Raw genomic sequence first — 23526 nt, forward strand, 5'->3', positions numbered from 1 at the left:
TTGAAACAGATATATCTGTTTCAAGGCCATTTTTTACTTTACGTTTTTTGCGATGAGAACAAGGTTGCTGGTTTTAGGTATACTGACGGGTATTCAATCGCTGGCACAGGTGGTTCCAACCCGAACGCGCCTTTTTGATGCTGACTGGTATTTCCTGAAAGACAGCACTGCCAACGGCCAGCAGCCCGATTTCAGGGAGTCGAGCTGGCGAAAACTGCACCTGCCGCACGACTGGAGCATCGAGGACTTACCCCATCAATTGCCGGATGAGGTGATAGGCCCCTTTTCGCGGGCGAGTGTTGGTAATACCTCCACCGGCTACACCGTTGGCGGAACGGGCTGGTATCGTAAGGCTTTCGCCCTACCAGCGTCCGACGCCGGTAAAGTGGCCCGTCTTCAGTTTGACGGCGTGTATATGGAGTCCGATGTCTGGCTCAACGGCCATCATCTTGGCTATCGTCCAACGGGCTATACCTCATTCAGCTACGATCTGACGCCCTGGCTGTTACCTGCGGGGCAGCCGAATTCGCTGGTCGTCCGGGTGAGGAACAGCGGCCAGAATTCCCGCTGGTACACGGGTTCGGGCATCTACCGGCACGTGTGGTTAACCCTGACCGAAGCCGTATATATTGCGCCAATGGGTGTAACGATCACGACCTCGCAGGTGTCGGCCCGGTCGGCTCAGGTTCTGGTTCGAACACAAGTTGAAAATACCCAAAAGGCAACATTACCGACTCGGGTTATAACAACTCTGATCAAGCCGAATGGGCAACTCGCCGGAGGAAGTCAGCAGGCAGTTACCGTATCAGGTAATGGAAAAGCCGAAAGCGCGCAGACCCTGACTGTGGCCAGCCCGGCACTATGGTCGCCCGAGTCGCCATCGCTATACCGGGCAAAGGTGGTGCTGGTGGCGGGCACAAAACGCCTGGACAGCGTAACCACCTCCTTCGGGATTCGTTCGATCGAATTGGATGCCAACCGGGGTTTTGTCCTGAATGGCAAACGAATTCTGTTAAAAGGCGGTAGCGTCCATCACGACAATGGGCCACTGGGTGCCCGCGCTTTCGATCGGGCCGAAGAACGAAAAGTGAAGCTGCTGAAAGCCAGCGGATTCAACGCCGTTCGTACCAGCCACAATCCTCCGTCGCCCGCTTTTCTGGATGCCTGCGATCGACTGGGATTACTGGTCGTTGAAGAAGCTTTCGACATGTGGCAGCGGCCCAAAAAACCACAGGACTACCACCTTTTTTTCAATCAATGGTGGCAAACCGACTTACGGGCCATGATTGAGCGCGACCGAAACCACCCGTCTGTGTTTCTGTGGAGTATCGGCAACGAAATAAACGAACGGGCCGACTCGTCGGGGCTGGCGTTGACCAAACGTCTGGCCGATGAAGCACATCGGCTGGACCCCGGTCGGCCCATTATGGAAGCGATGTGCGTATTCTGGGAGCATCCGGGCAAGATTTGGGAAGATGGCGACAACGCCTTTGCCCTGCTCGATGTGGGCGGGTACAACTACGAGTGGAAACATTACGAGTCCGATCACCAGCGCCACCCAACCCGGATCATGCTAGGCACGGAGTCGTTTGCCCGCGAAGCTTTCGAAAACTGGAAGCAGGTGGAAAAGCACCCGTACGTACTCGGCGACTTTGTCTGGACGGCCATGGATTACATGGGCGAAACGGCCATCGGTCACGCCCTTCTGCAACCGAAAGCCGATAAAGACAGCGTGAAGGCCGTGTTGCCGTGGCCCTGGTTCAATGCCTGGTGTGGTGATCTGGATTTGATCGGCACGAAAAAGCCACAGTCCTACTACCGCGATGTGGTCTGGCGCCACAGTCCCATCGAAATGGCTGTTCACAGCCCCATTCCCGACGGCATGAAAGAAACCGTTACCAACTGGGGCTGGCCCGATGAGCGCCAGAGCTGGTCGTGGCCGGGGCAGGAAGGGAAACCGCTTCAGGTGCGGGTTTTCTCCCGAAGCCCGCTGGTTCGGCTGGAACTGAACGGTAAACTGGTGGGGGAACGACAACTGGCAGATACCACCCTTACGGCTTCGTTTGCCGTGCCGTACCAGCCGGGCGTGCTGAAGGCGACGAGCTTTGTCAACGGCAAACCAACAGGATCTGTAACCTTCCGCACTGCCGGGAAACCCCATCACCTCAAACTCACCACCGACCGCCGAATCCTGCGCGCTGACCGTAACGACCTGGCTTATGTGATCGTTGACGTCGTGGATGAGCAGGGCAAGGTTATTCCCTGGCTCGACGCGCCCGTAACGTTTACGCTCACCGGAGCAGGCGAATTGGCGGGCGTAGGCAATGGAAAGCCCACAGATTTGAGCAGCTTTCAACAAACGCAGAAATTAACGTTTCGGGGGCGTTGTCTGGCCATTATCCGGTCGGGAGGGAAAGCCGGTCGGATAAACCTTAAGGCAACAGCGCCAACTCTGGGAACCAGCGAAATAAGGCTGGTGGCGAAATAAGTTGAAGCATTTAGGACGGGTATTCTTCTAAACCGCAGCCCTTTAAGCCAGTGTACTAACAATTTTTAACTAATAAGATGGCTCGTCTTTTTTCGTATTCAACAGCTAGGTTAACCAGTCTTGTTATTTGTCGATTTGCGCTGTGTCTGCTGGCTGGTGGCCTTCCCTGGCGGGCCTTGGCTCAAACCGCCCCGGTGGTGATACCGCTTTGGCCGAAAGGTTCACCCGGCTTCGAGAAGTTGCGTGATGAGCCCGAACAGGCGAAAGACTATTGGGTGAAACACATTAACAACCCATCCATAACGGTCTATCTGCCGCCTAAAGAGAAAGCGACGGGGGCGGCCGTTGTTATTTGCCCCGGTGGCGGACATCGGGAACTGGTGTTCAACGCAGAAGGTCGCCAGCCCGCCGAGTACCTGAACAGCATCGGTGTCGCAGCTTTTGTGCTGAAATACCGGCTGGCTCGGGAAGCGAACTCTCCTTACTCGCTCGATAAGCACCCCCGTGAAGATGCATACCGGGCGATGCGGCTGGTGCGCAGTCGGGCAAACGAGTTTGGTATTGACCCCAACCGGTTGGGGGTAATGGGCTTCTCGGCGGGTGGCGAAGTGGCGGAAATGATAGCCTACGCCCCCGGTAAAGGGGTTCTCGATGCCGCCGAACCGATCGACCGGCTGGACGGTAAACCCAATTTTCAGATACTGATTTATCCGGGTCCGCTGGGTGTTCCCGAAACCGTTCCGGCCGATGCACCACCAGCCTTTATGCTGGCGGCCAATGACGATGTGTGCTGCTCGGGACCGGTGGTTACGCTGCTTCAGAGATACCGGGCCGCCCAGGTTCCCATCGAAGTGCATATCTACACCCAGGGCAAACATGGGTTCAATATGGGCGACCGCTCCAAACTAAGATCCATCAACACCTGGCCCCAGCGCATGGCCGACTGGCTGGCCGATACGGGTTGGTTAACCCGGCGGTAGTGTAGCTAGCCTGTAAGGCGACGAGGAAGATGGGTTACTGCTTCCCGTCGCCTTACAGCTTCTCTTTATATATCTGAATAATCCGTTGGGTACAGGAACCGGGTATCGTTTTTCGATACATTTTTTTGATAGTTCGGCATGGCCGATAGCTTCTTCCAGTACTCGTCCTTACCGAACGCGTCCCAGTGGGCATCTCTCGATGCTTTATTCTCAAAGGTCGTGAGGTACATTAAGTTAGGCATGCGGCTACCGGCTACGACTTCGGCGTAAAAAACAGCGTTGAAGCCAAGCCGCTTGAACAAACCGATTTCGTCGCCCTGGTTAAACATGTCGATCTTGTTTTTCGAAATCTTCTCGGTGTGCCCTTCGTAGCTCCGTAGTTCATAAACGCGGTCTTTCCGGGCCGAGGTCAGTTCCGGCAGGTTGAATTGCGGGCTCTTTTCGAAGGCGTTCATCAGAATGGTTTCGATGCGATCGTACGGGGGGGCGTTGTAAACGGCATCCAGATAGTCTTTGCCATCGGCCAGATACTGTTTGTCTTTGGCGAGCTTTTCGTCCAGTTTGAAAAAGTCGTCGCGCGAGCGAAACGGAACAAACACATACAACAGCCGATCGTCCGTAGCCGCCGGGCTGGCCGTGTTCATAATGGGTTTAAATACGCCAACTTTGGCAATACCGACCCGGTGCATGGCGGGTAAATAGGCCTTATGAAGATACTCATCCAGTTTCTGCTCCTGTTCAGCCGTTTTAAAATGATACACTTTTAATTCGTAAAACTCGCGGCTGGCCATTGGGTTGAACGCAAATAAAGCTGCCGACTGGAGCAACGCGAACAGGCAAATGATACTGATTTTTGACATGGGGTTTTTGACTGAATAGTTTACTGGGTTAAACAAACAAAAGTAACAATCCTCCCTGATTCCAAATGCCGTCAAGTGTTGGTCAGATCACTTGAAAGCCCGTTAAACTCGGCTCAGTCTCTACCACTAAACGCTGTAGGTAATATAAATTCTTTATCCATATGCATCTATAGGCGTTTGGGGCAATCTTCTGTCTGTGAAGGTTTTAATTTGGTTGGGAGAGTCCGTTACTTAACCTTGTGTATTATTTTAGTGATCAAGTTGGGATTCGGTTGTTGTGTTAGAAACAACATACAACCATGAACGAAGAAAGTCAACTTAGCCGACGTCGGGCTATTCAGGGATTAGGTACCGGTATCGCTACCGTGGTCGCAACGCCGGTTTTAGCCGCTTCGGCCGATCCCCGTACGGGTGCTGCCGCACCATTAGCCCTCGAGAACCCCACTACCAAATACCCAAAACCACCGTTTAAAGAGCAGCCCCAGCCATGGCCGGGTCTGGCCGGAAAAATGGACCCCAAACCCGATCATGGCGAAACCAGCTACAAAGGCTCCGGTCGGCTGGCGGGCCGGAAAGCCCTGATCACCGGGGGCGATTCGGGTATGGGTCGGGCTGCTGCCATTGCCTATGCCCGCGAAGGGGCCGATGTGGCCATCAACTATCTGCCTGCCGAAGAACCGGATGCCCGTGAGGTCATTGCGCTCATCAAAGCCGAAGGGCGTAAGGCTATCGCGATCCCCGGCGATCTCCGCGATGAAGCCTTCTGCCAGCGGCTGGTAGCCGAGGCCGTTCGGGGACTGGGCGGACTGGATATTGTGGTGAGCAATGCCGCCCGGCAACAAACCCATGCCTCTATTCTGGATATATCGACCGAGCAATTCGACTGGACGATGAAGACCAACATTTACGCGCCCTTCTGGATTATTAAGGCTGCTTTACCGCACCTGCAACCGGGGTCTGCCATTATCGGCACCACGTCTGAGCAGGCTTACGACCCTTCGGCAGAGCTGTATGATTATGCCCAGACAAAGGCGGCTACCACAAGTTTTGTGAAGTCGCTGGCCAAGCAGCTCGGCCCGAAAGGCATCCGGGTAAACGGGGTCGCTCCCGGTCCAATCTGGACGCCCTTGCAGCCCAGCGGTGGAGCCACACAGGAAAAGCTTAAAACGTTTGGTGGTCAAACGCCCCTGGGCCGACCCGGTCAGCCCGCCGAGCTGGCGTCCATTTATGTGCAGCTTGCCGCCAGCGATGCCAGTTACGCAACAGGACAGGTTTACGGAGCCGCCGGAGGCAGTGGGCAACCTTGAGCCAACATCTCTCGCTAACGTGAACAAGCCTGAAGCCGGGTTTTGAGAAGTGTATCAGACAGCAGGATGCTGTCTGATACACTATCAATTCGATAACAAATGCGAAAGCCTATATAATCAACGGCCAAGCTGGTCGAAGGGAAATTATGGAAGAATTCACAGGGCTTAATGCGTCGTTAGGAACCCCGATGAGTCGGGTTGATGGACGATTAAAAGTCACCGGTGGCGCTACATACGCGGCCGAATACAACCTGCCGGGTGTTACGTTCGGGGTGCTGGTGACCAGTACGATTGCCAAAGGGCGTATCGCCAGCCTGAACACGGAAACTGCCGAAAAAATAGCCGGTGTCCTTGGCATTTTGACCCATACGAATGCGCCAAAAGTGCCCGGCTACGAGGCTGGTACAGACAAGGCCAGTTCCCGTGTGTATGGGCAGGAGTTTCGCGTCTTCTATGACGATCGAATCTACTTCAGTAATCAGCCGGTGGCCCTGGTCATTGCCGACACCCTTGAACGGGCCACCTATGCGGCTTCGCTGGTGACGGTAACGTATCAGTCCGAGCCGCATCAAACCGATACAAAAACCAATCTTGGGAAGGCTATCAAACCCGAACGTTCTGAAGATTATTCGCGGGGAATTACGGATGCTTACAAGCGTGCGCCGGTTACCGTTGAGCAAACGTACCATACCCCGATACACGTCCATAATCCCATAGAGCCTCACGCGGCCACGGCTGTTTGGGAAAGCGAGGATAAGCTCATCGTCTACAATAAGTCGCAGGGGGTGAAGCTGGCACAGAAAGACCTGATGAAAGCTTTCAGCTTTAAGGAAGAGAACATTCAGGTTCACTCGCCATTTGTGGGCGGTGCATTCGGAAGTTCGTCGCGTATATGGCCTCAGGAAATGGCGGCCATACTGGGGGCAAAGCTTGTGGGGCGTCCGGTAAAAGTGGTGCTCAAACGCGAACAGCAGTTCAACATGGTGGGTTACCGGCCCCGGTCGATTCAGAAGATCGGGCTTGGCGCCACTGCCGACGGGACGCTGGTGGGCATCACGCACGAAGCCTACGGGCTGACCTCCACTTACGAACAGTTTACCGAACGCATCCTGCATCCCACCAAATCCGCCTATCGCTGCCCTAACTTAACCGCCGTATATCGACTTGTTCCGCTGGATGTCAGCACCCCCTGCTGGACGCGCGGTCCCGGCGAAACCAGCGGGTCGTTTGCGCTGGAGTCGGCCATGGATGAACTGGCTTACGCGCTGAAGATGGACCCGATAGCCTTACGGCTGAAGAACTACGCGGAGGTAGACCCCGAAAACAACAAGCCCTGGTCGAGCAAATACCTGAACGACTGCTACGAGCAGGGTGCCGACCGGTTTGGGTGGACTAAGCGTAACCCACAACCCCGCTCTATGCGGTCGGGCGAGATGCTGGTTGGTTTCGGGATGAGTTCAGGGATTTATAAAGCCGAGCGCAGTCCGGCGGCTGCGCTGGCCCGGCTGTCGGCAGGGGGGAAGCTAACCATTCAGAGTGCCACCGCCGATACCGGTCCGGGTACCTATACCGTGATGACCCAGATTGCGGCCGATCTGACCGGTATTGCACCCGACAGGATTACGTTTGAACTGGGCGATTCGTCGTTTCCGCAGGCACCACCTCAGTTTGGTTCGCATACGGTAGCGTCGGTGGGGTCGGCGGTGCATGACGTGTGCATGGCCCTTCGCCAGCGGTTGGGCGAACTGGCCATCTACAAAGAAGGGTCGGCCTTATACGGAGTCAAGGAATCCGACCTCGTTTTCGATGGCGACACCGTCCGGTCGAAACAGGGGGCTGCCCGTTTATCGTTCAGCGAGATACTCAGATTGAATAACCTGCCGGAACTGGTCATTACGAAAGAAGCAAAGAGCGGTCCGGAAGTCGGGACTTATTCGGGAAAATCGTTCTGTGCCAACTTCGTGGAGGTGCACGTGCATCCACAAACGGGTATGGTGAAGGTAATGCGGGTGGTGTCGGCCATTGATTCAGGCAGGATCATGAATCACAAAACGGCCCGAAGTCAGGTACTGGGCTCCGTAGTGTGGAGTCTTGGAATGGCGCTGATGGAAGACGGCCTCATAGACCACCGCTTTGGCCGGTATGTGAACAATAATCTAGCTGAATACCACGTGCCCGTTTGCGCCGACATGCCCGAGGTAGAGGTCATCATGATTGACAAACCGGACCCGATTCTGGACCCTATGGGCGCTAAAGGGCTGGGCGAAATCGGCATGATTGGTCTGCCAGCGGCCATTGCCAATGCCGTTTACCACGCTACCGGCAAGCGCATCCGGGAGCTGCCCATCACCGCCGATAAGCTTCTATAACGATACCCAACACCTGCCTGAGAACTACCTTTTGTTATTTAAGTCGCTTAAATTTAAATAGATAAACGTAAGTTAGCTTTTGGGCTTCATGAACTTCCAGTGGCTGGCGAGTCCATCTTTCGTAAATAGCTCGTTCAGTTCCACACCGGCTTCCTTTTTGAAGCTTGAATAAATCGTTTCGAACACATGCCTGCCCAGTGCCCGGTAACTCTCGAACTGGCTTTCTGAAAAGAACTGATCCGACGTTGACTCGTGGGGGAAAGCACTTTTGGTGGACCCATAATTGAAGATGTCGCGGGGTTCGGTGCCGTAAAAAGCAGGCTTGATGTACAGCAGTAGGCCATCCACCTCGTCGGGGTCTGTTGTAGCGGTGGGCTTGTCAACGGCAGAATAGCCAATGCGGGCCAGTGCCCAGTATTTTCCCTTTGTATTGACCACCGGAGTTGATCTGGCCTGAATCTGAAATTTGCCCTGAAATTCAATGGGTATGCCCAGGTCGATCCGGATTTTTCGGATGGCATTACCCAGGTCTTCCAGGGTACAGGTTTCATCGCAGCCCGCATCGCTCACGACAATGAACCGGTTGCGTCGTAACACCATTTCATACAGACCCAGGTTCTCGAAGTGACCACCGTCAGAGAGGTATATGTATTCGTTGGTGTCGTCGGTATTGGCCCGGAGTTCGTCCCAGATCGGTTTGACAGCCAGGGTAGGGGTCGATTTATCAAACGTCTTGTCTCCCGCCGGCCCCGGATTTCCCAGCCACCAGCCCAGCCGGACGTTGAACAGGGTCATCAGAAAAGCAACCAGGGTGGAGGAGTGATACCCCATGTTCGGGCTGGCAGCCGCTCCGGATATGGTTATAGCCGTACCCAGACTAATGCCTTTTTTGCCGCCATAACAGGTATACTCCGGTGCCGACAGAGGCTGCTCTTCCCCGGAGGGGTAATCCGCAGGATTGATCCTGGCGCGCGTTCGGCGGTAAGCCAGGTTCATAGCCCCGGCGTGTAGGGGCGAAATGGAAAATGCTTCTGCTTTTCGTTCCTGCCAGGCCATATTCTGCCCATTAACCAGGTTGAGGGCCAGATTGACAACGTGAAAAAGGGGCTTCCGGGGCGTCGTCGTGCCGGGTGACGGATAGGCATCTACGTTCAATTTGCCCATGGGTATATTGTCTGCTTCGTCAAAGCCCGTAAACGGGTCGGGCACGCGGGTTTCCTGCGGGCGCGAGGCTCCTAAATAAGCCCGAATAAGCCGGGCTCTGTACATGGCGTGGAGCGAGAAACGATTCGTGTCGATCATCAACGCCAGCAGCCAGCCTGCCAACAGAAAAAGAAGAAACAGGAGCAATGGCGCAAAAACGGTTAAAACCCGGCCACATGTCGTGTCGCCAAACCAATTGTAAAATTGATCGGCCAGTAGCCCGGTGAGGGTTTGATTTAATAGCGAAAGCATGACCATCAGGATAAAAATAGTCAGCGTAGCCGCAATGGGCAGACTATAGTTGGACAATACCCCAATAATGCCCGATGCACTGCCTTTTCCCTGCCGCGATCCGGCTGCCTCGCCCCGGCCGGCACTCTGCGCACTTCCACCAAGCAGTGCCGTTAGAATTCCTGACCCCAGACCAATACTGGCGATTTGTAATTTTATCGTGTCGATAAGCCCGGGTCCGAACAGAACGACACTCGATAAAACGAGCCAGCCCAGACTCGCTATCAGTAGCCAGGCGCTGTACCGGGCTGTCCATTCACGTCGGGCATCGTCGAGGTAGCGGCTCACCACGCCCTCAAAGAGATAACCTACCAGCAAAATGGCCAGCATGAAGCAGGGGAAAGCCAGACAGGTGTATAATTCAACGGAGGACGAACGCAGAAACTTGGCCGTCAGCAAAAGTAAAAAACCGGCCAATGCCCCTACCAGAGAAATGACCAGAAACATCAGAATCTGCAGATAGGGCTTTTTTGGGGTTGGGATAGCCAGCAGCCAGCCTGTAATGTGGGCCACCATGGTGCCTCCCATGATCCAGTAGCCTCCTTCCGAGAAGATGTTCAGCCCGGTTCGCTGGTCGAGCCCCAGCGATTTATAAATGTCAGATGCCCAGTGTGAACGTGTGGGGTCCAGTTTACTGAACCAGATCCATACCAGGATGAGCAGAAGAACCGCTACGGAGAACGGCAGCAGGCATTTATTAATAAAGGCGGTTTGATCCCGATCCGATTTCATGGGCGTGTCGGAGAGTTTCTTTCCGGGTGGCTTCATCGTTTCAGGGGTTGGAATATAGGCATGAACAAACCGGACGGCCATAATGGATAACCCAGCCGCAACAACCAATAGCCCCCCCATAATCCAGAACCCGGTTGTGCCCGAATCAGCCAGTCTAGCCGAGGCCAGTGTGACACCTACCCAGGGAACGGCCGCCAAAGCCGCCAGAAAAGGCAGGATAACCAGCCAGATCAGCAGCAGGTTACGCATGTAGGTGGCGACGAGTGTCCAGGTATCGGCGGAGAACAGGCCCAGTTGCGGGCTGAGGTAGTTGCTGAACTGGCGTAGATGCCGGATTGGGTCAGCTTCGCTGGCAATGGGTGTACTACTCGTCGTTTTAAGTCTGTTGATGACCTTTTCCAGGCCTTCATGATGGCGCCAGGCACTCAGCCAGCCGCCCACATAACCTCCCCCCGACACGGTAGAGAGGTACGAAAAGCGTCCAAGCAGGTCGTGCTGAGCCAGTCCCTGCAGCACACCCAACGCAAACGTAGCGCTCCGAATCCCCCCGCCCGACAGGCATAGTGCACTCTGGTAGGCACCGCGCATTTTACTGAAGATAGCGTCCAATGAAGATTTTTCTTTGGGTACAATGTGCTCCGCGAAGGCATCTTCCAGCAAAAGCCGGTTCAGCTCACCTGTTGAAAAATGAGATGCCTGTGGCCTGTGACTATCTTTCCATTCCAGATACCGTTTAAGCAATCCACGGGTGTAGGGGCGTAAGGCTGCGTTCAGTAGCCAGGGTTCTTCGGTCAATAAATCAGAACGCTCGGCCTGAGCAATAAGGGTATCCCTGATGAGGGTTTCACTGAGAGTTTTTTCAGCAAGCCACTCGGCCAGTCGGGTATAAGGCGTTTCGGTAGGCCCCTTTTCAACTGGCTTTGGGTTTGATGCGGGAGGAGTATCTTGATCGGCCCCGGCCTTAGCCTTTAGGGACTCGCGCTCGGCTTCCAGTTTTCCGATCAACTTGGCTGGATCGTTGAGCCTGAACAGGACGGCATTGTCGTCCGTTGTCTTTTCTCCGGGCAAGTCGGTGCTTCCGGCGTTAATGAACGCGTACTCTTCCTGTAGTACATCACTTAAGTGAAACGAAGGGGCACTGGCTTCATGTGGGTGGTTCAATCGATCAAACACGGTTATTCACATTTTTAGAGTGGAGACCAGACGCGGAGAGGTTGAACTGGAGTTCGTAATTATTGGGAGACAGGTTGCTGAACCCTCAATGAGTGATCACAACACAGGCAGATGGGATAAGTAAGGCTCATGAACGTAACTCTATAAACGTGAGTCTCAAAAGCACTTGTCAATTGCCATTATCCCGGCTGATTCACTGACGATCAGCAAATACCATCAGGCGATGAAGATATAGAAAAGGATAACCTATTCGCCACCCGTATTATTTAAAGGTAATTGTGGGGTCAGTTTCTTTAAACCTATTGAAGAAGCAATCAACAGAACGAGCTTTTGAGCGTCGCAACCGGTACGCCCGCCCCCTGTGCTGATATATCCGTGATAGACATTACTTTTTCACCACAGAGCCGCCAAGGGCACAGAAGTTTACAGGCGTATCTTCTACCTGTAGACTTCTGTGCCCTTGGCGGCTCTGTGGCTGATTTATTCGGTTTACGGCATGGTAACCGCAAGCGTTACTGATTAAACCGGATGCTGTTCAGCTGAATGATATCCGTGTTGGGTTTACTCCACTTTACCACAACCACATACACATCGTGCCGACCCGTAAAGGGTTTGTCGAGCGTGCCCGTCACCTGATTTGTTGCCTTCCAGTCGCCGGTAGCTTTGTAAGGAACCCGGCTCACAACCGGCCCCGCGTAGGAGTCGAGCCGGACTTCAATTTCTCCGTCTTTATTGAGCGATGAATAGTCGTACGTCAGCGATTTGATGGTCGTCATATCGATGTTTTTCAGGAGCACATACGCTTTGTTGCTTCCGGCCGACAGGCGACTGCCAAAGCGGGGGAAACCAACGTAGGCATCGGCGTTCAGGGTTTTTACCGTTGCATGACGGAGCGTCACGACTTCAGTGCTGGTGAGCGGTCCTACGGCTTTGGTGCCGTTGTCGGTATAGGTGGCCAGCAGGGTATACTGCCCCCGTGCGTCGTCCGGCTTGTGTTCGTTGAGGGCCAGCGTTCCCTGTAGAGGCACTGCTTTCTGTTTGCGGGCATCCGTTAGGGAGAAAATGTACTTCACCATCTCCTGCGCATCCTGAACCGGAACCTGCGGATGGGCGCTCATCAGGTGGTCTTTGCTCCAGTTGCCGCCCCCGCCTTCAATAATTTTCCGCGCCAGCCGTTCCACGCTGCCCGCCTGTCCTTTGTAGCGGTCGGCAACGGCCAGGAATGTAGGGCCAACGGAAGGTTTATCAATCGTATGGCAGGCTTTGCAGTCACTCCCGGCAACCAGCGTTTTACCCAGTGAGCCACCCGTCAGTTGAGCGACTTCCTGGTGTCCCTGCTGCGGAGACGCCAGCGGAGCGCCGTTGGGCTGGGCACTGTATTCGTAGAGCACCTTAATGCGTTTGGGATCAATTTTTTTGTCTTCCTGATCGGCCACTTTCACGGCATACGTGAAAGGCTTGTTCTCCCAAAAGAACGATTTATTGTCGGGCGTGACAATGGCTACCTCTGGTTTGGCATTGCCAACCTTTACCGAAATAGTATCCATGCCTACCTGCCCCATTTTATCGGTCACTTTCAGGATGGCGTTATACACGCCGGGTTGCGTGTAGGTGTACGTTGCCATGGGTTTGGTAGACGTCACCGTTTTGCCGTCAAACAGCCACTGATACGTAACTTCATCATCGTCGTCCAGGTCCGTGCCCCGCCCGGCGAACTTCACACGCAACGGAGCCAGCCCAATGGCTTCGCGAAGTACGGGAGCATTGCGCCCGTCGGAGGTGAGGTAGGAGCGGGCGCTGTGCTGGGCCGCTGCCACGGAGTCGATCACACTGGCGCGGGCAATGGGCGGGCGGTTGCCGGTATTGTATTCAATTTTCACCAGTCGGGCGTCGTCATTGTCAGCTCCATATACAGAACCATACTCCAGCATATACATAACCCCGTCTTTGCTAAAGGCCAGGTCAATGGGCCGCCGAAAATCGCCCTGAGCGGCCATGAATGGCTCGGTGCGGACGTAATTATCGTTTTTGTCAACGCGAAGGGCCAGTACCCAGTTGCGCATCCAGTCGAAGATAAACAGGGCGCCATCGTAGTAGGCCGGAAATTTGTTTTTCGACGGAGAGTTCTGGTCATAGGTGTAGAACTCACCAGCCATGGCACTGCGGCCACCCTGACCCAGCTCCGGGAATTCCTTCGAAGCCGCGTACGGATACCAGATCATAGCCGGATTGGTTGGCGGCAGATTTTTCAAGCCATTGCTCTTGGGTGAGTTGTTGACCGGCGCTTTCGGATCGAAGCGGGGGCCAACGGCGTTGGTCGCAAAATCCAGGTCGCCATAGGGCTGGCTGTTGCCAATGAACAGCGGCCAGCCGAAGTTACCGGCCTTTTTTGCCTGATTAAATTCGTCGTAACCACGCGGCCCTAAGGTGCTGCTGTCCTTTCCGGCATCGGGGCCAATTTCACCCCAGTACAAAACCGACGATTTCGGGTTAAGGGCAATGCGGTACGGATTCCGCAGCCCCATGGTGTAAATTTCAGGCTTGGTCTGGGCCATGCCTTTCGGAAACAGATTACCCTCCGGAATGGTGTAGGTGCCGTCGGGCTGGGGGCGGATCCGTAGAATTTTGCCCCGCAAATCGTTGGTATTGGCGGCTGTACCCCGCGCATCGGCGGCCAGGTGGTCGGGGCGGGCGTCGATGGGCGCGTAGCCGTTGGAGGGAAAGGGGTTGGTATGGTCGCCGGTCGACAGGTATAGGTTGCCTTCTTTGTCGAATGCCAGCGAACCGCCGTGGTGCGAACCGGGCTGATCGATACTGGGCACGGTCAGCAGGATTTTTTCCGAAGCCAGGTCAAGTGTATTGTCATCCTTCACCACAAAGCGGGACAGGTTGTAGAGCGGGTCCTGCGTAAACTGAGGGGAGTAGTAAATGTACAGAAAATGGTTGGTCGCAAAAGCCGGGTCGAGGGTAATACCCTGCACACCATGCCCCGCTTTGGTGGGAACATCGAAGCGATGCACCAACTGAATTTTGTTGGTCTGGCTATTGTAGACCGACAGATTACCGCTCCGTTCGGTGAAGAACACGCGTCCGTCCGGCGCGACGGCCAGCTCCATCGGCTCATTGAGGTCATTGACCAGCACGGTCTTCACAAATCGGTTTTCTTCCGGTGTTACCACGGCATAGGCTTTGCTGTAGTCGAGGGGCTTGCCGCTGCCCATCACCCAGTTCAGGGCACCCAGCAGGTGTTGGACAAAGAGGGGTTCGCTGAAGCTCGAATCTTCGTGACCGCCACCGGTATAGTAAGCCCGCCCACCGTCGAACTCATGGTACCAGGCAATGGGGTGGTTGCTGCCATTGATGCCGCCATCGTAGGTGCTTTCGTCCAGATTGGCCACCACCGTCAGGTCGGAGTAGAGCGACCGGTAGTTGTACCATTCGTCGGTGCGCTCCCAATGATCGGGCAGGTGGGCGGTGGATGGGTGATTTTTGTCCGTTACATCCACCGTTGCTTTGCGGACATTGGAATTGCTGGGGTGGCTGGCAAAGTACCCACCGGCGAGTTTGTTGTACCACGGCCAGTCGTATTCGGTATCGGCTGCGGCATGGATACCCATGTACCCGCCACCGGCCTGGATATACCGTTCAAAAGCGGCCTGCTGCTTCTGATTCAATATGTTGCCGGTTGTGCTCAGGAAAACGACGGCCGTGTAGTGTTTGAGGCTGTCGTCGTTAAAGTAATCGGCATTTTTGGTCGTGTCGACCCGGAACGCGTTCTCGCGGCCCAGCTTCTGAAGGGCGGCAATCCCGAACGGAATGGATGTGTGTTTCCAGCCTTTGGTCTTCGAGAAAACCAGCACCCGTTTGGGGGCGGTGGGAGCCGAAGGGGCGGTTGAGGCAACTGCGGGCGCGGCCGACGAAACCGCCGATGTTGAGTTTTGCGTCGTCGTTTTTTGATTGCTGACGCAGGCATAAATGCCCAGGCTAAGCCCGGCTATACCCAGAAAGCGAAAGGACGAATTGATTGAGCGTGGTAACCAGGTCATAGGGAGGAAGGTTGAACTTCAAGCTGGTAAAACAGGTTTTTGGGGTCTTTTTAGCGGCATCCGCACCGGGGCAGACGAGTTAGTTTCAGAAGACGTTCGGTCCGGTAAACTACCTGTCTGGCAAACCGGCAAACTGCCATAATATGAAGAATATGACGTTTTGATTTTTTAGTGCCGCGGGTACTGGTCTACTCATCGCTGGCGACTGATTGGGTTGATAGGCGGTACTGCTTTTCTGCAGCGAAAAGCAGCAAGTCAGCAACTTCTCCCGGACTCATCAGGAAGGGATGAGATAAACTCATCTTAAAAAAATCTGATTGGATGCGCGATGGCGGGTTGAAAGCAATAACAAGTAGCAATGGAAATGAATAAACTTTATCCATCAGCTAAGGACAACCAATTACCCCGAACTCCCCACAAGCGTCATGCTTCCTATCGACAGAAAAACGTTTCTCAATCAAATTTCCCTGCTGACGGGGGCGTCCCTGCTGGCGGGACCGGCTTTTGCTACCGAATCGACGCGGGCCAAAGCTGCCGTCAAGCTGGGCTTCGTAACCTACTTGTGGGGCAAAGACTGGGATTTGCCTACCCTCCTAAAAAACTGCGCCGATACCAATATCCTGGGTGTTGAACTACGCGTTGAACACGCGCACAATGTTATGCCCGAACTCAACGCGGCCCAACGCCGGGAGGTGAAAAGACGATTCGCCGATAGCCCGGTCAAACTCGTTGGGCTGGGTACGAACCAGCAATTCGATTTTATTGACCCGGACAAGCTCAAAGCCTCCATTGACCGGACGAAAGAATTTATCCGACTCAGTGCCGATGTGGGCGGAACGGGCGTAAAGGTGAAGCCCAACGCCCTGCATAAAGAAGTACCCGTCGATAAAACCGTGACCCAGATCGGGGAATCGCTCAACGAACTCGCCCGGTACGCGGCTGATTTTGGGCAGCAGATCCGGCTGGAAGTTCATGGTGAAGAAACGCAGGAACTGCCCATGACTAAACGAATTATGGACGTGGCCACGCATCCCAACGCGACCATTTGCTGGAACTGCAACCCGCAGGATTTAAATGGCAAGGGTTTTCAGGCCAACTTCGACCTCGTCAAAGACCGTCTGGGTGCCACCTGCCACGTCCGCGAACTCGACCGGACAGATTACCCCTATCAGGAGTTGCTGAATAACTTGGTCAGTATGAACTACAAAGGCTGGGTTCTCCTCGAATGCCACACCAACCCGGCCAATAAAGTGGCGGAGATGAAAGCACAACGGGCCGTGTTCGATCGGATGATCCGGAAGGGGTAAGGTCCCGTTTCACAACTTTTTGGCTTCGCAAAGAGTATATCATCCGGCAATACGATCTCTCCATAGTGCGACGTCCTGTTGAATGGTGGGCGGGAGGTGCCGGGAAATTACATGCTACGAGAAACCCTACTTCTACTGACGGTGACGCTGATCTGTCTGGTGTCCGTAAACGCGCAAACCCTGGTGAGCGGGCGGATTCTGGACAAAGTGACCAGCCAGCCGGTGCCGTTCGTGAGTGTGGCGCTGTATCGCCAGCCCGATTCGGTAGCGGTAGGCGGGGCCATTACCGACTCTGCCGGTCAGTTCAGGATTGCAGATGCCAGAGCCGGAATTTATACCCTTCGTACGTTTTTTGTCGGTTATAAACCTGTTTCGGTGCCGCTTACGGTTGTCCGGAACCAGCCCCTCGAAGTAGGCACGCTGATGCTGGAAGGCGATTCCCGGCTACTCAACGAAGTGCGGGTAGCGGGTCAGCGTTCCGGTGTCGTTATGCAGGCCGACCGCCAGACGTACCGGGCGGCCCAGTTTCAATCGGCTGCGGGTGGTACGGCTACCGATATCTTGCGCAATCTGCCCGGCATGAGCATCAATGCGGAAGGGGATGTGAGTCTGCGGGGTGCCAATGGTTTTCTGGTATTGCTGAATGGTAAACCCGTTCAGGCCAATCTGGGTACGCTGCTCAACCAGATGCCTGCCAACAGCATCGAGTCGATCGAAGTAATTACCACACCCAATGCCCGTTACGACCCCGATGGCAAAGCGGGTATCATCGCCATTGTCACCAAGAAAGGTGTTGATAATGGCTGGTCGGCGCAGGTGAACGGCCTGATTGGTCTACCCAGCACGAACGCCTTCGGGAATGCATACAACCCCGTTCGGTATAGTCCGGATGTAACACTCAACTACCGCTCGGCGCGTTGGGATTTGACGCTGAGTTCGGCCTACATCCGCAACGACATTGCCGGACGGCGCGAGGGCGATGTCAGTACGACCATCGGTAATCGGTTAACCCGGTTTCCGTCTGTAGGTGAGCGGAGTTTCGACCGCTACACGTTTACCAACCGGATCGCCATTGCCTACGTTCCCAGCAAGTCGACAACCTGGACGCTGGGCTTTTACCAGAGCCAGCGAACTGAAGACCGGCTGGCCGATATTTCCTATTCCAACAGCACGACCGATCTGCTGACGGGGCAGGCCTACAATCAGCGGGCGTATTTCAACAGTAATCTCGTGCGAAAAGGCGGACGTTTTTACACCGCCAACCTCGATTATGCCCACACCTTTGCCAATAAGGCTACGCTGAGTGCGGGTGCCCTGTACGAGTACGATCTCATTGATGGCTTCACCAGCAATCGCAACGTCAATCGGAACAGTTACCGCGATACGCTTCAGTTCTCGTATTCAACGACCAATCGCCCCATTCAAAACGTTCGGGCTAACATCGACGGAAGTGTACCCTTTTTGGGCGGTAAGCTGGAAGGCGGGTATCAGTATCGGTATCAGGACGATACAGGCGATTACCGGTATCGGCAGCAGGATGGAAATGGGTTGCCGCTGCTGGTGGTTCCTGCCTTTACCGGCACTACGGCCATCAACAGCCGCATTCACAGCTGGTATGGACAGTTTGGCACAGTTGCCAAGAAGCTGGAATATACCGTAGGGTTACGCTACGAGCATTCTCTACGGGAGGTGCTGTCGCTGCCCCGCAACCAGACGTACTCGCTGACGCTGGACAACCTGTTTCCGTCGTTCAACCTGCTTTACAAACCCAAAGGCGGACTGGCCCTGCGGGCTGGATTCAGTCGGCGGGTGCAGCGGAGCAGCAATTTTGCCCTGAACCCGTTACCCGAGCGCGAACACTCCGAGACCCTCGAACAGGGCGACCCGAACCTGCTCCCCGAATTCGTAAACCTGGGCGAGTTGGGTATCAGTAAGGATGTGGGCCGGAGTACGCTGCTGGCTACGATCTATTATCAGGGGATTCAGAATACGATCAACCGGGTAAACCGGGTTTTTGCCGATACCATCCTGAGTCGGATTTTTACCAATGCCGGTCTTACCCAGCGGCTGGGCGTCGAACTGGCAACGGATCTGAAACTTACGAAAAGCTGGAAGCTGTACGTGGGCGGAACGGTTTACCGATTCACGCAGCAGGGGCAGCTTTTTCAGAATGAAGTTATTTTCGACCGGGCAGCCTGGGTGTATTCGGTCAATGCTGCTTCGACGGTGCAAATCAGCCCAACGCTGGTCTGGCAGGCCAACGTTAATTACCTTTCCCGGCGCATTACCGCCCAGGGCGAAGACTCCCGGTTTTTGATTCCCAATATGTCGGTGAAAAAGAGTCTGATGAAAAATCGCCTGACGATCATGGCGCAGTGGCAAAACATGGGGCTGGGCTTCCTGCCCACCAATGAACAGCGGATTACTACGTCGGGCAAAGATTTTTACACGTCGACAAACTACATCCAGGAGAAAGACATCTTCCTGATCAACCTGAGCTATTCATTCCGGCAACTCAGTAAACGGGCCAAACTGCCGGGAAATGATTTCGGCGAAAAAGAATTTTAAGAACAGAAGTCATCTCGAAGGTTGACAAAATGAGAAGCCGGGGTTATGTGGAGTCAGATTGGATAATCTGACTCCACATAACCCCGGCTTCTTTCCTTACAAAAGCACAACCTTATTGTCGCCGTGCCTGATACGCACGCAGGATATGTTCCCGGATCACCTCGGTCCGGCCGATCCGTTCGCTCGTTAACCGACTTTGATCAATGTAACTTTTCAGGCGCCCAACCGTAATGTGTAACTCCTGGGCTGCTTCCCGAATCGTATAAAATAATGTCCCTTCGATTGATTTAGGCATACCTCAACGAAATTGATTATTCCACCCTGTCGGTATAGACAGGTAGTCTACGAAGATTTTGTTGAAGAAGATTGTTCTTTCCTAACCAACAAAGCCTACCCGATCAGGTTTATCTTAATAACAAAGTCTATTCGAGAAAGGGTTCATATGGCAGTTATTGGGGAATTAATAAAAAAAGCAATTGATGTATACGGGTTTGTGACGTCGGAGCCCGACCCGGCAAAAGCCCAGCGGGAGGTCTTGCAAAACCTGCTGACGAAGGCCCGGCTGACCGCCTTCGGGAAGAAGCATAACTTTACTGAACTGCTCCGCAGCGACGATATCATTGCCGCTTTTCAGCAGGAAGTGCCTGTTCATGATTACGATAAACTGCATACCGACTGGTGGCACTACCTGCTGGAAGGACACCAGAATGTGACCTGGCCCGGCGGACAGCGTTTTTTTGCGCTCAGCAGTGGCACGACCAGCACCAGCAAGGCCATTCCGGTAACGGACGACATGATTGACGCGATCCGCAAATCGGGTATTCAGCAGGTCATGAGTCTGAAGAACTTCGACCTTCCGTCCGACTTTTTCCAGAAACAGATCCTGATGCTGGGCAGCAGCACCAACCTGATCGAAAAAGACGACCACGAAGAAGGGGAGATCAGCGGTATCAGCGCAGCCAACATTCCGGCCTGGTTCCGGGGGTATTACAAACCGGGGGCCGAGATTGCATCGATGACCGACTGGGACGAAAAAGTACACCAGATCGCCAAAGAAGCGCCTACCTGGGACATCGGCAGCCTGAGCGGTATTCCGTCGTGGATCGAAATGATGCTGAAAGAAGTGATCCGCTATAACCGGCTCAGTACCATTCATGACATCTGGCCCAACCTGCATGTCTACACCTCGGGTGGGGTGGCTTTCGAGCCGTACCGCAAAAGCTTTGAAACCTTACTGGCCCGGCCGCTCACCTACATCGACACCTACCTGACGTCGGAAGGGTACCTGGCCACGCAGAAGCGCCCCGACACCTCGTCGATGGCACTGATTGTCGACAATGGCATCTTCTTCGAGTTTGTTCCTTTTGTGGACGAGAACATGGACGACGAAGGACGCGTGAAGCCCGATGCCACCATTCTTTCGCTGGAGCAGGCCGATGAAAACGTCGATTACGTGCTGCTGATCTCGACTGTTTCGGGAACCTGGCGCTACATGATCGGCGATACGGTTATGATTACCGATAAGCAACGGGCTGAAATAAAGATCACCGGCCGGACGAAGCACTTTCTGAATGTGGTGGGCGAACAGCTATCGGTGCATCAGATGAACAAGGCGATGCAGACCATGCAGAAACGTTTTGACGTGGAGATTAAAGAGTTTGTCGTTGCGGCCATTCGGAAAGACGGGGAGCACATCAACAAATGGTACATCGGCTCGAACAAAGTCGTCGATGGTGCTGAGATGGCAGCCGCGCTCGACAGCGAACTGTGCGACAACAACAAAAACTACAAAGTGGCCCGGAGCAAATCGCTGAAAGGGGTAGAAGCCGAGGTGATTCCCGTCGAGCAGTTCTACCGCTGGAGCGAAGAGTTTAAAAAGCTGGGCGGGCAGGCCAAAATTCCCCGTGTCATGAAGGAGGAGGACTTTCTGGAGTTTGAGCAGTATGTGCAAAGCCTGGCGTAAAGCGTGTCAAGGCAGGGCTGGCTTACCGGTTCGGCTTCAACAATCGGTATCGACTACCGCCAAAAACGGATCATTAATTTGCGCTATTTGAAACGCCAGACAAGCTGCGTTTGCACGCCAAGGCTGTACGAGGAGTAGCCTGAAATTTGAAAAAGCGGGTCACTGATTGGCTTGTTAAATAAGTAAGTGGCGGTGGGCTGAAGGAGCAAGGATAAGCTGGAATTAAACCGGTAGTCCACCCCGATGCCGATAACGCCGTTCATTTTGACCGGGGCGGATGTTTGGCTCTTGCCCAAAAGAGCACCGGCCGAAAAATAAGGTGACAGGCGACGATCGGTCATCCGGTAATTGGCCAGAACGGGTACTTGAAGGTACGTGCGGATTATACCTATGTCTGTCTGTGGGAAGTTTGGATTAGTTAGCTGCGATGAGTTCCGGTTGAGAAGTATGCCCGCCGAGACATCCCATTTTGGGGTAAAATGATATCGGGCAGTCAGGCCTATGGACGAGGAATTGTCGTGCCCTGACAGCTGCGTATCAGACCCGTCGTAAACGGAATGAATCTGATATTTATACTGTCCGTAATTGTACCAGTAAAGTGGGGCAATCGATACCCGGCTTTGTGCGACTGAGGAGGCCGCTGCGGTCAGCCAGAGCCCGCAGGCGAGTAGACAGATTTTCATAGCGTGAGTTTGTTTGTTACAAACCGGATTCAGTGCAGCACCAAATGGTTGTATCACTATTGATCTTTTATAATCACCCCGCAATTCCTGGCGAATGAGCGGACTTTATTAGTGAATGAGCGTAAAGTTTAACCACTCTTTCGAGAGTTCATATTCAGCTAAAAGAGCTTTTTCCAACTCTTTACTGTGGGTCATCAATTCGCGCATTGCCGGTCGAACTATTTCGCGCTTATCTTTTGAATCGGTTAATAATGCGGTTCTATTGACGAGTGCTCTTACTTCTTCGTAAAAGTCTCTTTCATGCGGCAATTGCCTTCACTCGGGCGAATAAGACCATTTCATGATAGCCTCGCTACAGAACGCTTCGACAAGTGGTTAATTACGTACCTCACTGCCATCATAATCGGGAGTCCCCTTAAGACTGAGGTACCAGGCAACATGATTATTGGGCATAGCATCAAGGCGATCAAAAAAACGAGCAGCAATCCCTAACAGAATGGGCATGGTCAGGGCTGGTTTTGGTGACAAGGAAACGCCCTGGACAGGGGTATTCTGGGCGTTCAGGTAGTATGAGGCCGTTTCCGGAAAGCAACGATTCAGGAGGGTGTCGCTCGACAGGGCCTGTCGAAAAGCGCGATCAGCCTGGGCAAATGAAACGTCTGGGTTAAAAATAGACGCGTAATCAATGGATGAATACCTGCTGGTTAGATAGCTGATGTATAATTCGTGATGCTTAAACAGCTTGAAAAGAGGATGTGTACGAGGGATGGAATCGGTGGTAATGGTAGATGTCACATAAAGCTTATCCTTTCAAGCTGTTTTTAGACTTATCACAAAGCTCTTCGTTGCCAGTCTAGTTTCTCTTCTTCCAGCCGCTTTACCTGTTCCGTGATCTCTTCTGGTGACACGTACAAACGGGCGATTTTATCTTTGTAGCTCTGCGGTAGTTCGGCATGGTCGAGAATAAATCGCTTGGTTTCAATGAGGTACTTGCCCAATCCGTGCCGAACGGCGTGGGCATCGGCAATGCGCTCCACTTTTTTTACATAATCGGCCGAAAAGACGTAGCCTAACCCAAAACCGACCATATCCAGATTACTCCGGCTTTCGTAGTCCATGATATGTCCTAACTCATGCCCGATCCAGCCAATCATGATAGCTTCGGGCAGTTGGTGAATCGGAATGGCCGTGTGCGTCAGCTTGAAGGTCGAACTGATATTAATCCGGTACGCTCTCGCTTTTCGGCTAGCCAGTATCGTGCTGAACACCGGCTGCGCCTGCATCACCGACGACTTGATCGACTGTTTGAACACGAACTGGATGGGCGTTTCAGCCAACTCCGGGTAGAAGGAGAGGGCAGTCAGCACACTGTGTTCGAGAATCGAGGGTATCGTCTTGTTCGTGCTGAACCGGGCCAGTTCCGGCGGGATTTCGTGCGTCAGGCTATTGATTCCGGGTGTCGACATAAGAAAACGGGTTTACTGTACCTGTCTTCTTAACGCGCTGGGAAGGGATTGGTTTTAAGGGTTGGCGTGTTTTACCACCCCAGCCGAATC

The 23526-nt window shown here is 53.9% G+C and carries 15 protein-coding genes; 7 read left to right on the top strand and 8 right to left on the bottom strand.

All coding sequences use genetic code 11. The annotated features are described in order from the left end of the window. Window positions 1–52: 52 nt before the first annotated feature. Window positions 53–2488 (top strand): glycoside hydrolase family 2 TIM barrel-domain containing protein, encoded by a 2436-nt coding sequence (locus tag ACYVJM_RS15055; RefSeq protein WP_461149054.1) that lies wholly within the window; start codon window positions 53–55, stop codon window positions 2486–2488. Window positions 2489–2565: 77 nt separating this feature from the next. After that, window positions 2566–3468, top strand: a complete 903-nt coding sequence (locus ACYVJM_RS15060) for an alpha/beta hydrolase (RefSeq protein WP_461149055.1) — start codon at window positions 2566–2568, stop codon at window positions 3466–3468. Between the two features lie 65 nt (window positions 3469–3533). Here ACYVJM_RS15060 and ACYVJM_RS15065 read toward each other — a convergent pair whose 3' ends face one another. Then, complete coding sequence (locus ACYVJM_RS15065) at window positions 3534–4328, bottom strand: NIPSNAP family protein (RefSeq protein ID WP_461149056.1); 795 nt, start codon at window positions 4326–4328, stop codon at window positions 3534–3536. Between the two features lie 299 nt (window positions 4329–4627). Here ACYVJM_RS15065 and ACYVJM_RS15070 point away from each other — a divergent pair, with 299 nt between their 5' ends. Then, complete coding sequence (locus ACYVJM_RS15070) at window positions 4628–5635, top strand: SDR family oxidoreductase (protein WP_461149057.1); 1008 nt, start codon at window positions 4628–4630, stop codon at window positions 5633–5635. Window positions 5636–5781: 146 nt separating this feature from the next. Next, window positions 5782–8004, top strand: a complete 2223-nt coding sequence (locus ACYVJM_RS15075; RefSeq protein ID WP_461149058.1) for a xanthine dehydrogenase family protein molybdopterin-binding subunit — start codon at window positions 5782–5784, stop codon at window positions 8002–8004. 72 nt (window positions 8005–8076) lie between these two features. Here ACYVJM_RS15075 and ACYVJM_RS15080 read toward each other — a convergent pair whose 3' ends face one another. The 3 genes from ACYVJM_RS15080 to ACYVJM_RS15090 all read right to left on the bottom strand — a co-directional run bounded on the left by ACYVJM_RS15080 (window position 8077) and on the right by ACYVJM_RS15090 (window position 15832). After that, entirely contained in the window at window positions 8077–11391 is a 3315-nt protein-coding gene (locus tag ACYVJM_RS15080; protein WP_461149059.1) for a patatin-like phospholipase family protein, read from the bottom strand. Between the two features lie 524 nt (window positions 11392–11915). Continuing rightward, window positions 11916–15449: a ThuA domain-containing protein gene (locus tag ACYVJM_RS15085; RefSeq protein WP_461149060.1), complete on the bottom strand. Its 3534-nt coding sequence runs from the start codon at window positions 15447–15449 to the stop codon at window positions 11916–11918. A gap of 188 nt (window positions 15450–15637) precedes the next feature. After that, window positions 15638–15832 (bottom strand): hypothetical protein, encoded by a 195-nt coding sequence (locus ACYVJM_RS15090; RefSeq protein WP_461149061.1) that lies wholly within the window; start codon window positions 15830–15832, stop codon window positions 15638–15640. A gap of 42 nt (window positions 15833–15874) precedes the next feature. On the opposite strand from ACYVJM_RS15090, the gene ACYVJM_RS15095 reads away from it, so the two are divergent. Both ACYVJM_RS15095 and ACYVJM_RS15100 read left to right on the top strand, forming a co-directional pair. Next, the gene (locus ACYVJM_RS15095; RefSeq protein ID WP_461149062.1) at window positions 15875–16756 is read left to right on the top strand and encodes a sugar phosphate isomerase/epimerase family protein; all 882 of its coding nucleotides are present in this window, start codon (window positions 15875–15877) and stop codon (window positions 16754–16756) included. 111 nt (window positions 16757–16867) lie between these two features. After that, complete coding sequence (locus ACYVJM_RS15100; protein ID WP_461149063.1) at window positions 16868–19324, top strand: TonB-dependent receptor; 2457 nt, start codon at window positions 16868–16870, stop codon at window positions 19322–19324. Window positions 19325–19436: 112 nt separating this feature from the next. Here the strand turns inward: ACYVJM_RS15100 and ACYVJM_RS15105 are convergent, their stop codons facing one another. After that, on the bottom strand, window positions 19437–19619 hold the full coding sequence (locus ACYVJM_RS15105; RefSeq protein ID WP_012924741.1) for a MerR family transcriptional regulator: 183 nt from the start codon (window positions 19617–19619) through the stop codon (window positions 19437–19439). Window positions 19620–19766: 147 nt separating this feature from the next. Here ACYVJM_RS15105 and ACYVJM_RS15110 point away from each other — a divergent pair, with 147 nt between their 5' ends. Continuing rightward, entirely contained in the window at window positions 19767–21287 is a 1521-nt protein-coding gene (locus ACYVJM_RS15110) for a GH3 family acyl-acid amido synthetase (protein ID WP_461149064.1), read from the top strand. Between the two features lie 83 nt (window positions 21288–21370). On the opposite strand, the gene ACYVJM_RS15115 is transcribed toward ACYVJM_RS15110, so the two are convergent. The 3 genes from ACYVJM_RS15115 to ACYVJM_RS15125 form a co-directional block, all read right to left on the bottom strand. Then, window positions 21371–21970 carry an outer membrane beta-barrel protein gene (locus tag ACYVJM_RS15115; RefSeq protein ID WP_461149065.1) on the bottom strand — a complete coding sequence of 200 codons (600 nt, stop codon included), beginning with the start codon at window positions 21968–21970 and terminating at the stop codon, window positions 21371–21373. A 375-nt stretch (window positions 21971–22345) separates the two neighbouring features. Beyond that, window positions 22346–22765: a hypothetical protein gene (locus ACYVJM_RS15120; protein WP_461149066.1), complete on the bottom strand. Its 420-nt coding sequence runs from the start codon at window positions 22763–22765 to the stop codon at window positions 22346–22348. Window positions 22766–22800: 35 nt separating this feature from the next. Beyond that, window positions 22801–23436 (bottom strand): hypothetical protein, encoded by a 636-nt coding sequence (locus ACYVJM_RS15125; protein ID WP_461149067.1) that lies wholly within the window; start codon window positions 23434–23436, stop codon window positions 22801–22803. Window positions 23437–23526: the final 90 nt, after the last annotated feature.

Source organism: Spirosoma pulveris (assembly GCF_054781875.1).

Coding starts and splice junctions, on each gene's coding strand:
- ACYVJM_RS15100 (WP_461149063.1), top strand. CDS start 16,868: ATGCTACGAGAAACCCTACTTCTACTGACGGTGACGCTGATCTGTCTG.
- ACYVJM_RS15095 (WP_461149062.1), top strand. CDS start 15,875: ATGCTTCCTATCGACAGAAAAACGTTTCTCAATCAAATTTCCCTGCTG.
- ACYVJM_RS15125 (WP_461149067.1), bottom strand. CDS start 23,436: ATGTCGACACCCGGAATCAATAGCCTGACGCACGAAATCCCGCCGGAA.
- ACYVJM_RS15075 (WP_461149058.1), top strand. CDS start 5,782: ATGGAAGAATTCACAGGGCTTAATGCGTCGTTAGGAACCCCGATGAGT.
- ACYVJM_RS15115 (WP_461149065.1), bottom strand. CDS start 21,970: ATGAAAATCTGTCTACTCGCCTGCGGGCTCTGGCTGACCGCAGCGGCC.
- ACYVJM_RS15065 (WP_461149056.1), bottom strand. CDS start 4,328: ATGTCAAAAATCAGTATCATTTGCCTGTTCGCGTTGCTCCAGTCGGCA.
- ACYVJM_RS15055 (WP_461149054.1), top strand. CDS start 53: ATGAGAACAAGGTTGCTGGTTTTAGGTATACTGACGGGTATTCAATCG.
- ACYVJM_RS15105 (WP_012924741.1), bottom strand. CDS start 19,619: ATGCCTAAATCAATCGAAGGGACATTATTTTATACGATTCGGGAAGCA.
- ACYVJM_RS15110 (WP_461149064.1), top strand. CDS start 19,767: ATGGCAGTTATTGGGGAATTAATAAAAAAAGCAATTGATGTATACGGG.
- ACYVJM_RS15060 (WP_461149055.1), top strand. CDS start 2,566: ATGGCTCGTCTTTTTTCGTATTCAACAGCTAGGTTAACCAGTCTTGTT.
- ACYVJM_RS15085 (WP_461149060.1), bottom strand. CDS start 15,449: ATGACCTGGTTACCACGCTCAATCAATTCGTCCTTTCGCTTTCTGGGT.
- ACYVJM_RS15070 (WP_461149057.1), top strand. CDS start 4,628: ATGAACGAAGAAAGTCAACTTAGCCGACGTCGGGCTATTCAGGGATTA.
- ACYVJM_RS15090 (WP_461149061.1), bottom strand. CDS start 15,832: ATGGATAAAGTTTATTCATTTCCATTGCTACTTGTTATTGCTTTCAAC.